Source organism: Candidatus Pelagibacter sp. HIMB1593 (assembly GCF_052047755.1).
Taxonomy (GTDB): Bacteria; Pseudomonadota; Alphaproteobacteria; order Pelagibacterales; family Pelagibacteraceae; genus Pelagibacter.
Window position 1 is genome coordinate 1,050,090 of record NZ_JBNAJK010000001.1, and the last position, 13,747, is coordinate 1,063,836.

Annotated in this window: 10 protein-coding genes and 4 tRNA genes; 2 read left to right on the plus strand and 12 right to left on the minus strand. The window is 32.4% G+C overall.

Going from position 1 to position 13,747, the window contains the following annotated elements; genetic code table 11:
* Positions 1-155: 155 nt before the first annotated feature.
* From rpoC to ACTTA0_RS05655, 12 genes are all read right to left on the minus strand, one after another.
* Positions 156-4,328, minus strand: a complete 4,173-nt coding sequence (gene rpoC, locus ACTTA0_RS05600) for a DNA-directed RNA polymerase subunit beta' (RefSeq protein ID WP_440648603.1) — start codon at positions 4,326-4,328, stop codon at positions 156-158.
* The gene (rpoB, locus tag ACTTA0_RS05605; RefSeq protein WP_440676383.1) at positions 4,328-8,413 is read right to left on the minus strand and encodes a DNA-directed RNA polymerase subunit beta; all 4,086 of its coding nucleotides are present in this window, start codon (positions 8,411-8,413) and stop codon (positions 4,328-4,330) included. The genes rpoC and rpoB overlap by 1 nt, the downstream gene beginning before the upstream one ends.
* A gap of 56 nt (positions 8,414-8,469) precedes the next feature.
* A complete protein-coding gene (gene rplL / locus ACTTA0_RS05610; protein WP_262589092.1) occupies positions 8,470-8,835 on the minus strand; it encodes a 50S ribosomal protein L7/L12 in 366 nt (121 codons plus the stop codon).
* 6 nt (positions 8,836-8,841) lie between these two features.
* Positions 8,842-9,360, minus strand: a complete 519-nt coding sequence (rplJ, locus tag ACTTA0_RS05615; RefSeq protein ID WP_440676633.1) for a 50S ribosomal protein L10 — start codon at positions 9,358-9,360, stop codon at positions 8,842-8,844.
* A 5-nt stretch (positions 9,361-9,365) separates the two neighbouring features.
* Positions 9,366-10,055 carry a 50S ribosomal protein L1 gene (gene rplA, locus ACTTA0_RS05620; RefSeq protein ID WP_440618335.1) on the minus strand — a complete coding sequence of 230 codons (690 nt, stop codon included), beginning with the start codon at positions 10,053-10,055 and terminating at the stop codon, positions 9,366-9,368.
* Positions 10,055-10,480 carry a 50S ribosomal protein L11 gene (rplK, locus tag ACTTA0_RS05625; RefSeq protein ID WP_262589090.1) on the minus strand — a complete coding sequence of 142 codons (426 nt, stop codon included), beginning with the start codon at positions 10,478-10,480 and terminating at the stop codon, positions 10,055-10,057. The genes rplA and rplK overlap by 1 nt, the downstream gene beginning before the upstream one ends.
* A complete protein-coding gene (nusG, locus tag ACTTA0_RS05630; protein WP_262589089.1) occupies positions 10,480-11,010 on the minus strand; it encodes a transcription termination/antitermination protein NusG in 531 nt (176 codons plus the stop codon). The genes rplK and nusG overlap by 1 nt, the downstream gene beginning before the upstream one ends.
* A complete protein-coding gene (gene secE / locus ACTTA0_RS05635) occupies positions 11,010-11,201 on the minus strand; it encodes a preprotein translocase subunit SecE (RefSeq protein ID WP_262589088.1) in 192 nt (63 codons plus the stop codon). The genes nusG and secE overlap by 1 nt, the downstream gene beginning before the upstream one ends.
* Positions 11,202-11,218: 17 nt before the next feature.
* Positions 11,219-11,294 (minus strand) — tRNA-Trp (locus ACTTA0_RS05640).
* An 11-nt stretch (positions 11,295-11,305) separates the two neighbouring features.
* Positions 11,306-12,496, minus strand: coding sequence for an elongation factor Tu (gene tuf / locus ACTTA0_RS05645; protein WP_262589086.1), 1,191 nt, complete (start codon positions 12,494-12,496; stop codon positions 11,306-11,308).
* A 44-nt stretch (positions 12,497-12,540) separates the two neighbouring features.
* Positions 12,541-12,614 (minus strand) — tRNA-Gly (locus tag ACTTA0_RS05650).
* Between the two features lie 46 nt (positions 12,615-12,660).
* A tRNA-Tyr gene (locus tag ACTTA0_RS05655) sits at positions 12,661-12,746 on the minus strand.
* A 130-nt stretch (positions 12,747-12,876) separates the two neighbouring features.
* Here ACTTA0_RS05655 and rlmB point away from each other — a divergent pair.
* Both rlmB and ACTTA0_RS05665 read left to right on the plus strand, forming a co-directional pair.
* Positions 12,877-13,620, plus strand: coding sequence for a 23S rRNA (guanosine(2251)-2'-O)-methyltransferase RlmB (gene rlmB / locus ACTTA0_RS05660; RefSeq protein ID WP_440676384.1), 744 nt, complete (start codon positions 12,877-12,879; stop codon positions 13,618-13,620).
* Positions 13,621-13,653: 33 nt separating this feature from the next.
* A tRNA-Thr gene (locus tag ACTTA0_RS05665) sits at positions 13,654-13,729 on the plus strand.
* Positions 13,730-13,747 lie beyond the last annotated feature (18 nt).

A 13,747-nucleotide genomic window follows, 5' to 3' on the forward strand; every position in this document is an offset into this window, starting at 1 on the left:
ATTAATTAATTTATTTTTGAGATGAAAATAACTGACAGGTTATTTTGTGGCAGCGTTTAGTACCTCAAGAGCACTACATTCCAACCAAAAACATCGCCAAAATACTTATTAATCAGCTATTGTCAAACTAAAACTGCAATTTTTAGGTGATTTTTTTATTGATTTACTTGTGTTTCTTCAGGCTCAGAAGCTTCAAGTTTATCCTGTTCTGCTAAGAAGCTATTATCATCTTCCAAGGCCTTGTTGTTCCATCTGTTCTTGATATTACCCGTTCCAGCAGGAACTAATCTTCCAACAATTACGTTCTCTTTTAAACCGTTTAATGGATCAACTTTCCCTTTAATTGCAGCATCTGTTAATACTCTTGTCGTTTCTTGGAAAGATGCAGCAGAAATGAATGATTCTGTTTGAAGTGAAGCTTTAGTAATACCCATTAAAACTCTTTCTCCAACTGCAGGAGTTTTGCCTTCAGCAACTAATTTTTCATTAGTATTATCAAACTTGATTCTATCAACCACTTCACCTGGTAAATAACTTGAATCTCCAGATACCTTAACTTCAACTTTCTTAAGCATTTGTCTTAGAATTGTTTCAATATGTTTATCGTTAATAATTACACCTTGTAATCGATATACTTCTTGAACTTGATTAACAAAATATTCTGTTAATTCTTTAATGCCTAAAATTCTTAAAATATCATGCGGTAATGGCTGTCCATCTAAAAGATATTCACCTTTTTGAATTTTTTCACCAGGATTAAAGTTAATGTGTTTTCCTTTTGGAATTAAATAATTTGATGGTTCTGATCCGTCTTCAGGAACAATCGAAATTCTTTGTTTACCTCTAACTTCTTTTCCAAAAACAACGCTTCCATCATTTTCAGCAATAATAGCACTGTCCTTAGCTTTTCTAGCTTCAAAAAGTTCAGCTACTCTTGGAAGACCTCCAGTAATATCTTTGGTTTTCGTTGTTTCTTTAGGCAATCTTGCAATAACATCACCAGCATAAACTTTTTGACCATCTTTAATTGATAAAATTGAATCTGGTACTAAGTAATATCTAGCTTCATTGTCATCTGCTTTTTTAATTACATTTCCTTTTTCATCTCTTAAAGTAATTCTTGGTTTTAAATCTGTGCTCTTAGATTGACCTCTCCAATCAATCACAGATTTTGATGAAATACCAGTTGCATCATCAGTAGTTTCTTGAATTGAAACACCATCTATTAAATCAACATAACTTGCAATACCACTCTTTTCAGCAATAACTGGAGTTGTATATGGATCCCACTCACAAATTTTTGTATTTGCTTTAACTTTATCTCCATTATTAAAAAATAATCTTGATCCATAAGCAACTTTATAAACTGCTATTTGAACTCCTTTATCATCCTCAATAGAAAGTTGAGTATTTCTTCCCATAACAATTAAATTCTTTTTAGAATCTTCTAGAATATTTGAGTTAATAATTTTTAATGTTCCATCGCTTTTGCTGATAATTTGGTTATCTTGTTTAACCGAAGCTGTTCCCCCAACGTGGAATGTTCTCATCGTTAACTGCGTACCTGGTTCTCCAATTGATTGAGCTGAAATCATACCAATTGCTTCACCCACATGCACCATTTTACCTCTAGATAAATCTCTTCCGTAACAAGTAGCACAAACACCCTCTTTAGAACTACAAGTCATTACTGAATAAACTTTTATAGATTTAACACCTGCTGCATCAATTTTATCACAGCCTGCCTCATCGATCATTTCAGACTTTTTGATTATTACCTCACCACTTAAAGGATTTTTCACTTCAGCAGCTGTAACTCTACCTAGTGCTCTTTCTGCTAAACTAACAACTACATTACCACCCTCTAAGATCTCTGATAGTTCAATAAAACCTGGTTCTTCACATTTAATTTTTGTTACTGTTAAATCTTGAGCAACATCACACAACCTTCTTGTTAAATAACCAGAGCTTGCTGTTTTAAGCGCAGTATCTGCTAATCCTTTTCTTGCTCCGTGTGTAGAATTAAAATACTCTAAAGCTGTTAAACCTTCTTTAAAGTTAGAGATAATTGGACTTTCAATAATTTCACCTGAAGGTTTTGCAATTAATCCTCTCATACCAGCTAATTGTTTCATTTGCGCTGCTGAACCTCTGGCACCGCTATCAGCCATCATAAATACAGAGTTTATTTTTAAGCCCTCTTCTGTTTTTTCAGTTGCAGAAATTCTTTTCATCATTTCACCCGCAACTTTATCAGTACATTTAGACCATGCGTCGACAACCTTGTTGTACTTCTCGCCTCTTGTAATCAAACCTTCAGCATATTGAGTTTCATAATCAGCAATTAATTTTTTAGTATCATCAATTAATTGAGTTTTATTTTCAGGAATAATTAAATCATCTTTTCCAAATGAAATTCCTGCTTTAAATGCATGCTTAAATCCTAAATCTTTAAGTTTATCACAGAAAATAACTGTCGTTTTCTGACCACAGAATCTGAAAACAACATCAATTATTTCGGAAACAACTTTTTTTGGTAGCAATCTATCAACTAGTGAAAATTTAATATTGCTATTTTTTGGTAATAGGTTGGCTAATAAAAATCTTCCTGCGGTTGATGTGTATTTTTCAATCTTCTTATTTCCTTGTTCATCAACAGTTTCATATCTTGAAATAATAGTGCTATGAACGTTAATTTCACCTGAAGATAATGCAAACTCTATTTGATCAGAATTAGTAAAGTATCCAGATGGTTTATCCGATACTGGTTCCTGAGAAAGATAATATATTCCTAAAATCATATCCTGACTTGGAACGATTATAGGTTTACCATTTGAAGGAGATAGAATGTTGTTTGTTGATAGCATTAGTATTCTTGCTTCCAACTGAGCTTCCAAACTTAAAGGTACATGAACAGCCATTTGGTCACCATCAAAATCAGCATTAAAAGCTGCACAAGTTAAAGGGTGTAGCTCAATTGCATCACCTTCAATTAATTTTGGTTCAAAAGCTTGAACACCTAGTCTATGAAGTGTTGGTGCTCTATTTAATAAAACAGGGTGCTCTCTTACGATTAACTCTAGTGCATCCCATACAGCATTAGTTTCTTTCTCTACTAATTTTTTAGCTTGTTTAATTGTAGATGCTAAACCTAATTTGTTTAATCTTGCGTATAAAAATGGTTTAAATAACTCCAAAGCCATTTTTTTTGGTAATCCACACTCATGTAATTTTAAGTCTGGACCAACAACAATTACTGATCTTCCAGAGTAATCTACCCTTTTTCCTAACAAGTTTTGTCTAAATCTACCCTGCTTACCTTTAAGCATTTCTGCAAGAGATTTAAGTGGTCTTTTACCTGTTCCAGTAATAACACGACCTCTTCTTCCATTGTCGAAAAGAGCATCAACAGACTCTTGAAGCATTCTTTTTTCATTTCTAACAATGATGTCTGGAGCTTTAAGATCCATTAATCTTTTTAATCTATTATTTCTGTTAATAACTCTTCTATATAAATCATTAAGATCTGAAGTAGCAAATCTACCGCCATCTAGCGGAACCAAAGGTCTTAATTCTGGTGGAATAACTGGAACTACAGTCATAATCATCCACTCTGGTTTTTGACCAGTTTCAATAAATGACTCTATTAATTTTAATCTCTTAATTGCTCTTTCTTCATTAACTTTAGATTTAGTCTCTTTAATAAAGCTAACAAGGTTTTTTCTCTCTAATTCTAAGTCAAGATTTTTTAACATCTCAAGAACAGCTTCTGCTCCAATACCTGCAGTAAAGCTTTCTTCTCCAAATTCATCTTGATATTTTGCTAATTCTTCTTCATTTAACAGTTGGTTTTTTTGCAAACCAGTTAATCCCGGTTCGATTACTATAAAGTTTTCAAAATAAAGAACTCTCTCGATTTCTTTCAACTTCATATCTACCGCAAGTGCAATTCTACTTGGTAATGATTTCAAAAACCAAATATGTGCCACAGGAGTTGCGAGATTAATGTGGCCCATTCTCTCTCTTCTTACATTAGATTTTGTTACCTCAACGCCACATTTTTCACAAATAATACCTCTAAATTTCATTCGTTTATACTTTCCGCACAAACATTCATAATCTTTGATTGGTCCAAAAATTCTTGCACAGAATAGACCATCTTTCTCTGGTCTAAATGTTCTGTAATTTATAGTTTCTGGTTTTTTGATTTCACCAAATGTCCAAGATTTAATTTTCTCAGGACTAGCTAAAGAAATTTTAATACTATTAAAATTTTGCGCTTCTGAAATTTCGCTTCCTTTAAATAAATCAGTTAATTCTTTTTTCATTAATTAAGCTCCACGTTTAATGCTAATGATTTAATTTCTTTAACTAAGACGTTAAATGACTCTGGAATACCAGACTCGAAATTCTCTTCACCTTTAACTATAGTTTCGTAAACTTTAACTCTTCCTGCAACATCATCAGATTTTACAGTCAAAATTTCTTGCAAAGTATAAGAAGCTCCGTAAGCTTCAAGAGCCCATACTTCCATTTCTCCAAATCTTTGACCACCTAATTGTGCTTTACCACCAAGAGGTTGTTGTGTAACCAAACTGTAAGGACCTGTAGATCTTGCATGAATTTTATCTTCAACTAAATGATGAAGTTTCAGCATATAAATTATTCCAACTGTAACTGGTCTGTCAAATTTTTCTCCAGTTCTTCCATCCCATAAATAAGTTTGTCCAGATCCTGGTAAGTTCGCTAACTCTAACATGTCAGTTACATTTTTCTCTTTAGCGCCATCAAAAACAGGAGTGGATATTGCAATACCATTTTGTAAATTTTCACACAGATCTTTAAATTCGTTCTTACTTAATTTGTCTACTTTTTCATTGAAAGTATCTTCTCCATAAACAGATTTTAAAAATTTTTCTATTTTTTCAGTTCTTTCAATCTTTTTATTATTTTCGTTAACTAAATTTTTAATCTGTTCACCAAATTCTTTACAAGCCCAACCAAGGTGAGTTTCTAAAATTTGACCTACATTCATCCTACTTGGAACTCCTAGAGGGTTTAAAACAATATCAACTGGTCTACCATCTTCTCTGTATGGCATATCTTCAACTGGTACTATTTTACTAACGACGCCCTTATTACCATGTCTTCCTGACATTTTATCACCTGGTCTTAATCTTCTCTTAATAGCTACAAAAACTTTTACCATTTTCATAACACTTGGTAATAAATCATCACCACTTCTAATTTTTAAAACTTTATCTTCAAATCTTTCTGTAATGTCTTGTTTTGCTTTGTTGTATTGATCTTTAAGTTGCGCCAAAGTCGCTTCATCATTTACATTACCAACCGTTATTTTAAATACATCATTTATAGATAGATTATTAATTGAATCAAAATCAAGTTTTGTTCCTTCAGATAAATCTTTTACTTTTTTAGTTAATGATGATCCTGATAAAATTTGTGATGCTCTTTGTTTAATGCTTCTCTCTAAAATTTCTTCCTCTACTAATTTATCTTGCTGAACTTGTTCAATTTCAGCTCTTTCAATAGTTATTGATCTTTCGTCTTTTTCAATGCCATGTCTGTTAAATACCCTTACATCGACAACTGTACCACTAGCACCTCGTGACATTCTCAAAGATGTATCAGTAACATCAATAGCTTTTTCTCCAAAAATTGATCTTAATAGTTTTTCTTCTGGTCCTGATGCTGAATCACCTTTTGGTGTAACTTTTCCAACTAAAATATCGCCAGCGTTTACTTCAGCTCCAATGTAAACTATTCCTGATTCATCAAGATTTTTTAAAGCTTCCTCGTTAACATTAGGAATATCTCTGGTAATTTCTTCTTCTCCAAGTTTTGTGTCTCTTGCCATTATTTCATATTCTTCAATATGTACTGAAGTAAATACATCGTCAGTTACACATCTTTCTGAAATCAAAATTGAGTCTTCAAAGTTGTAACCTTGCCATGGCATAAATGCTACTGTTACATTTTTTCCAAGTGCTAATTCACCTAATTTTGTTGAAGGACCATCTGCAATAATATCACCAGATTTAACTTTATCACCAACTCTAACAAGCGGTCTTTGGTTAATACACGTATTTTGGTTTGATCTTTTAAATTTTTGTAAATTATAAATATCTACACCTGATTCACTAAAATCAGTTTCTTCTGTTACTTTAATAACAATTCTCTTACCGTCAATTTTATCAACAACTCCATCTCTCTTAGCAACAATAGTTACACCAGAGTCTAAAGCTACATCGCTTTCAATTCCAGTACCAACCAATGGAGATTCTGGTTTTAAAAGAGGAACTGCTTGTCTCATCATGTTAGAACCCATTAGAGCTCTGTTAGCATCATCATTTTCCAAGAAAGGTATTAAAGATGCTGCAACAGAAACAAGTTGTTTTGGTGAAACGTCGATATAATCAATTGCATCTGGTTTTGATAAAAGGAAGTTTAAATTTTGTCTGCAAGAAACAAGTTCCTCAACTATCTTTCCATTTTTATCTAACTTTGTATTTGCTTGAGCAATTGTAAATTTGGTTTCTTCCATTGCAGATAAATACTCAACTTTATCTTGCACAACCCCATCTTTTACTTTTTTATATGGGCTTTCAATAAAACCATATTTATTTATTTTTGCATAAGTTGATAAACTATTTATCAAACCGATATTTGGTCCCTCTGGAGTCTCAATTGGACAAATTCTTCCATAATGGGTTGGGTGAACGTCTCGAACTTCAAATCCTGCTCTTTCTCTAGTTAGTCCACCTGGTCCAAGAGCAGAAACTCTTCTTTTATGTGTAATTTCAGATAATGGGTTCGTTTGATCCATAAACTGTGAAAGTTGAGAGCTAGCAAAAAAATCTTTCAATGAAACAGTTAGTGGTTTTGCGTTAATTAAATCTTGTGGCATCGCAGACTCAACATCTAGAGTAGTCATTTTTTCTTTAATAGCCCTTTCCATTCTGTAAACACCTATTCTCGCTTGGTTTTCAACTAACTCACCTACAGAACGTACTCTTCTATTTCCTAAATGATCAATGTCATCAACATCATCCTTACCATCACGCAAATCTAACATTTTGTGAATAATTGCAATGATGTCATCATTTCTTAAGATTGTAATTTTATCAGAACACTCTTGGTTTAGTCTTGAATTCATTTTCACTCTACCAACATCAGATAGATCGTATCTGTCTGAGCTAAAGAAAAGATTGTTAAATATTTGAGTGGCTATCTCTATTGTAGGTGGCTCTCCAGGTCTTAGCATTTTATATATTTCAGTTATAGCTTCATCTTTAGAGTTATTTTTGTCAGCTAAAACTGTTGTTAATAAATATGGTCCTTTATTTATGGAATTTGTTACGGATATTTGTAAAGAGTGAACATTTGCATCCAGTATTTGTTGAATAATTGTATCATTAAGTTCGGTACCAATTTTAAAAGTACCTTCTTCTTCATCACTTACTTTAACATCTCTATGTAAGAATTTTCCAAAAAGAGATTCTCTTGAAACTAAAATATCTTTAAGTCCGTCATTAGCTAATTTTTTAGCATTTAAAAAATTAATTTTATCACCTAATTTGATTACTACTTCACCAGTTTTTGCATCAATTACTTCTTCAGAAAAATTTTTAGCCTTGTAATTCTCAGGATTAAATTTAGTTTTCCATTTTTCTGTCTTAGGATCAAAAGTATATTGCTCACTATCATAAAACTCATCAACAATTTCTGATTTAGAAAAACCTAAAGCTAAAAGTAACGTTGAAGCAAATATTTTTTTCTTTCTATCAATTTTAAAATATAAAAAATCTTTAACATCATATTCAAAATCTAACCATGATCCCCTGTTAGGTATTACTCTACAATTAAATAATAATTTTCCACTTGCATGAGTTTTTCCTTTATCATGGTCAAAGAAAACTCCTGGACTTCTATGCATTTGGTTTACAACAACACGTTGAACACCATTGGTAATAAACGTTCCACTATTAGTCATCATAGGTACTTCACCCATGTAAACTTCTTGTTCTTTTGCTGATAAAATATCTTTAGTATTGTTTTCTTGATCTATTTCGTAAACAACTAATCTTAAAGTACATTTAAGAGCTGAAGAATAAGTTAGACCTCTTGTTATACATTCTTCAACATCAAATTTAGGTTTTTCTAACCTGTATGAAACATATTCAAGAGTTGCTTTGTCATTTAAATCTTCAATTGGAAAAATACTTTTAAAAACTCTATCAAAACCTTTTGTTAATTCGGTTTCAGCATAGAATTCGGTTAATTCTTTGTAAGAATTTTTTTGAACTTCAATAAGATTTGGAATTGATAAGCTTTCTTTTAGTTTACCAAAACTTTTTCTAATGTTTTTCTTTTCAGTAAAAGATAATTGCATCTATATTTATTAATACTGATTAAAAATAATCAGTATTTGAATTCTTTCTAATTAATTTATTTAAGTTCTACTTTTGCGCCAGCAGCTTCTAACTTAGCTTTGATCTCTTCAGCATCTTTTTTGTTAACACCAGATTTAACTTCTTTTGGTGCTCCCTCTACAAGATCTTTTGCTTCTTTTAAACCTAATGAAGTAGCTGCTCTTACTTCTTTGATAACATTAATTTTTTTATCACCTGCAGAAACTAACATGATAGTGAAATCATCTTTTTCTTCTGCTGGAGCTGCACCACCTGCTGCTGCTGGAGCTGCTGCTGCCATTGGAGTTACACCCCACTTTTCTTCTAACTGTTTTGAAAGTTCGGCTGCTTCAGCGACAGTCAAACTTGATAAGTCTTCAATAATTTTATTTAGGTCAGGCATATTTTTCTACTCTTTGGGTTGTGTTTCAGAATTTTCTGCGGTCAAACTACTCATTTTTTCCGAATGTGCAAGCAAAATACTAATTAATTTTGAGGCTGGAGCGTTTAAAATACCTACAATATTAGCTCTTGCTTCATCAAGTGTAGGTAAACTAGCAACATTTTGGATACCGGCCTGATCCAGGACCTCATCATCCATTATTCCGCCAATTAATTTGAGATTTTCATTATCTTTAGCGAATTTGGATAAGATCCTTGCAGACATTATTGCATCTTCACCAAATGCAACCGCTGTTGGACCTGTGAAAAGATTGGATAAATCTTTACACTTAGTTTTTTCTAATGCTAATTTTGTAATTCTGTTTTTAGTGATTTTGAAGACGATACCATGCTCTCTCATTTTTGCTCTTAAATCATCTAATTGAGTCATTGTTAAGCCTTGATAGTGTGTAACCATCACAGCTTTACTACTCTCAAATTTATAAGTCATTTCTTCAATATAATTTTTCTTTTGTTCTTTGTTCATCATAACTATATCGATTTTCCTAATTTAACTTTGTATGAAACACCCATAGTAGAAGTTGCAAAAACACCTTTTATTAAATCACCTTTGAGTGTGTTGTTAGACTTTTCTTTTTCTAATGCATCTATTATTGCATTATAATTTTTTAATAATTGATCATCACTGAATGATTTTTTTCCAATACTTACCCCAATATTTCCATCTTTATCATTTCTAATTTCAACTTGTCCTGATTTTGCATCGGTAACTGCTTGTTTAATATTTTCAGATACTGAACCAAGTTTTGGATTTGGCATTAATCCTTTTGGACCTAAAACTTTTCCTAATTTCGAAAGTTTAATCATCATTCCTGGTGTACAAATTAATTTTTCAAAATTTAAATCCCCACCTTTTATTTGTTCAACAAATTCATCTCCACCAACAATATCTGCACCTGCATCTTTTGCTTCTTGAGCTTTATTATCTTCACAAACAACAGCAACTTTTACTTTCTTGCCTGTTCCTCCTGGAAGATTTACTACAGTTCTAATGTTGACTTCACTTTTCTTTTGTTTGTTATTTATTTGAAAACTTAAATCTAGAGATTCATCAAATTTTGTTGTGCAGTTTTTTTTTAGTTCAGGTAATAATTTTTCAATAGATTCTGCATTTAAGTCTTTAGTTTTTTCTGGCAATTTTTTATATCTTTTTGAAGCCATTATTCTTTCACCTCTATACCCATTGATCTAGCTGAACCTGCAATAATTTTTACTGCTTCGTTTATATCGTGGGCATTTAAATCATTCATTTTTTCTTTAGCAATATCTTCTAATTGTTTTTTTGAAATTGAAGCTACAATATTTCTCCCTGGCTCTTTTGATCCACCTTTTAATTTAACAGCTTCTTTAATATAAAAAGATGCTGGTGGTGATTTAATTTTAAAATCAAATTTTTTATCTTTATAAACAGTAATTTCAACTGGAACAGGTTTTCCAGCCATAGATTTTGTTTTGTCATTAAATGCTTTACAAAATTCCATTATATTAACGCCACGCTGACCTAAAGCAGGACCAACAGGAGGAGCGGGATTAGCTTGTCCGCCTTTAATTTGTAACTTTATAAATCCACTTATTTCTTTTGCCATTAACTTACTTTCTCAACTTGGTTATATTCTAAATCTACTGGTGTTGGACGACCAAATATAGAAACTGACACCTTAAGTCTAGCTTTTTCTTCATCAATTTCTTCAATCATTCCATTAAATGATGCAAATGGACCATCAACAACCTGAACTTTTTCACCAACGCTGTAATCTATACCAGATTTTGGCTGAGCCACACCATCTTTAATTTGGCCTAAAATCTTCTCAACTTCCTTATCAGAAACAGGTACTGGGATGCCTTTTGATCCAAGGAAACCACTAACTCTCTTTATTCCTTTGATCATATGATAAATATTGTTATCCATTTCACTCTTTATTAGTACGTATCCAGGAAAATATTTCTTTTTTCTTTGAATTCTCTTTCCTCTTTTAACTTCCGTAACATCATGAGTTGGAACTATAATTTCTTCAAATTTCTCACTTATTTTAGCCTTATCTGCTTCTTCTTTAATTAATGAAGCAACTTTATTTTCAAAACTGGAGTGTGATTGAACAATGTACCAATTTTTCATTAAATACTCACCTTTAACAACAGTTCTAAGAAGAATTTAAGAACCTGATCTAACAAAAGAAAGAATAAAGACATTACAACTGCCATAACAAATACCATTAAAGCACCTTGCAAAGTTTCTTTCCAAGTTGGCCAAGTAACTTTGAATGCCTCTTGTTTTACTTCCTGAATAAATTTAATCGGGTTCTTCATAATTCTTTAGCTCAAATTGGCAGGAGCGGAGGGACTCGAACCCTCAGCCTCCGGTTTTGGAGACCGGCGCTCTACCAATTGAGCTACACTCCTAATTTATAGAGTTACTCTATAATTTTAGTTACTACTCCTGCTCCAACAGTTCTACCACCTTCTCTAATAGCAAAGTTTAATTTTTCTGCCATTGCAATAGGTGTAATCAGTTTAACAGTGAATTTAGCATCATCACCTGGCATAACCATTTCAGTACCTGCTGGTAATTCTACTTCTCCTGTAACGTCTGTTGTTCTAAAATAAAACTGCGGTCTATATTTTGTAAAGAAAGGAGTGTGTCTTCCACCCTCGTCTTTTTTAAGAATATAGGCTTGAGCTTCAAATTTAGTATGAGGAGTTATTGATCCAGGCTTACAAAGAACTTGACCTCTTTCAATGTCAGTTCTTTCAATACCTCTCAATAAAATTCCTACGTTATCACCAGCTTCACCTGAGTCTAAAAGTTTTCTAAACATTTCTACTCCAGTACAAACTGATTTTTTTGTTTCTTTAATTCCAACGATTTCAACTTCCTCACCAGTTTTAATTACACCAGATTCTACTCTTCCAGTTGCAACTGTTCCTCTTCCTGAAATTGAAAATACGTCCTCAACTGGCATCAAGAATGGTTTGTCAACTTCTCTAGCTGGTTGCGGGATATGTTCGTCAACAGCTTTCATTAATTCTAAAATTGAATTTTTTCCAATTTCATCATCTCTTTTTTCAACTGCTGCTAAAGCTGAACCTTTAACGATTGGAGTTGTATCTCCAGGATATTTGTATGAAGTTAAAAGTTCTCTAATTTCTTCTTCTACAAGTTCAATCATATCTTTATCATCAACTTGGTCTACTTTATTTAAGTAAACAACAATTGCTGGAATACCAACTTGTCTTCCTAAAAGAATATGTTCTCTTGTTTGTGGCATAGGACCATCAGCTGCATTAACAACTAATATTGCTCCATCCATTTGTGCTGCACCAGTAATCATATTTTTTACATAGTCAGCGTGACCAGGACAGTCTACATGAGCATAGTGTCTTTTTTCAGTTTCATATTCAACGTGCGCTGTTGAAATTGTAATTCCTCTTTCTTTTTCCTCTGGAGCTTTATCGATTTGATCGTATGCTACAGCTGTTCCACCACCAGCTTCAGCTAATACATTTGTTATAGCTGCAGTAAGAGTTGTTTTACCATGGTCGACATGACCAATAGTCCCAATGTTACAGTGGGGTTTACTTCGTACGAATTTTTCTTTTGACATTTCTTTTTAACCTCAGTTTTTTTTTGTTTCTTACTTTAATTTCTTGGAGCGGGTAAAGGGAATCGAACCCTTACATCCAGCTTGGAAGGCTAGCGTTCTACCATTGAACTACACCCGCACAACCCCAAGAGTAACACTCCATTGTTATTTAAAATTATATTAAATGGTGGAGGGGGAAAGATTCGAACTTTCGAAGACCGAAGTCAACGGGTTTACAGCCCGCCCCATTTGACCGCTCTGGAACCCCTCCTTTGGGGAAGTGTCCCCTTGTTCAATATAGCTTCAAATAACATGCGTTTTATATATTTTATTTATCCAAATGCAACACGTGATTTATTAAGAAAAACTATTAAAAAACGTGTAAAACTCATCATAATTTTATGAATAAATCGTCTTTTTTTATTGTTGGTCAACATGCGGTAATGGAAGCATTACGTAATCCAAATAGGAAAGTTTTAAGAGTGTTTTTGACAGAGGATGCTAAAAAAAATATTCATAGAAAAAATCCAAATAAAAATCTTCTTGAAGAGGTAAAAGTCTATTTTAAATCAAAAAAAGAGTTAGACAAATACTCATCAAAAGAACAATTAATGCATAATGGATATGTTGCTGAGATTGAACATTTAGATCAACCAGAATTAAAAGAATTTATTAAAGAAAAAAATAATTTAACCTTTGTATGTTTGGATGAAGTTACTGATCCAAGAAATATAGGTTCACTCATTAGAAGTGCAGCATCATTTAAAATTGATGGTATAATAATTAAAGAGAGACATTTTCCAAAGGATAGTAAACTAATGTATAAATCAGCGAGCGGATGTATGGAGCATGTAAATATTTTTGAAGTTTCAAATGTTAATTCTACCTTAAAAAATTTAAGAGAAAAAAATTTTTGGGTTTATGGTTTTGATTCAAAGGGCCAAAAAGATTTTACTGATGTCGAATGGGAGGGAAATAATATTTTACTTTTTGGATCAGAAGGATTTGGAATGAGGCAACACACTGGAAAATATGCAGATTTTTTTGTCAAAATTGACATCAATGAAGAAATAGAAAGTTTGAATATATCAAATAGTGCAGCAATAGTGTTTCATCATTTAAGTTATTTAAAAAAAAAGGGTTGATTATTTAACAAATAATTAATAATTATTGCGCATGCCCTTGTAGCTCAGTTGGTAGAGCAATTGATTTGTAATCAATAGGTCCGCGGTTCGAATCCGTGCGGGGGCACCACTTCTTTCTTTACCAAGC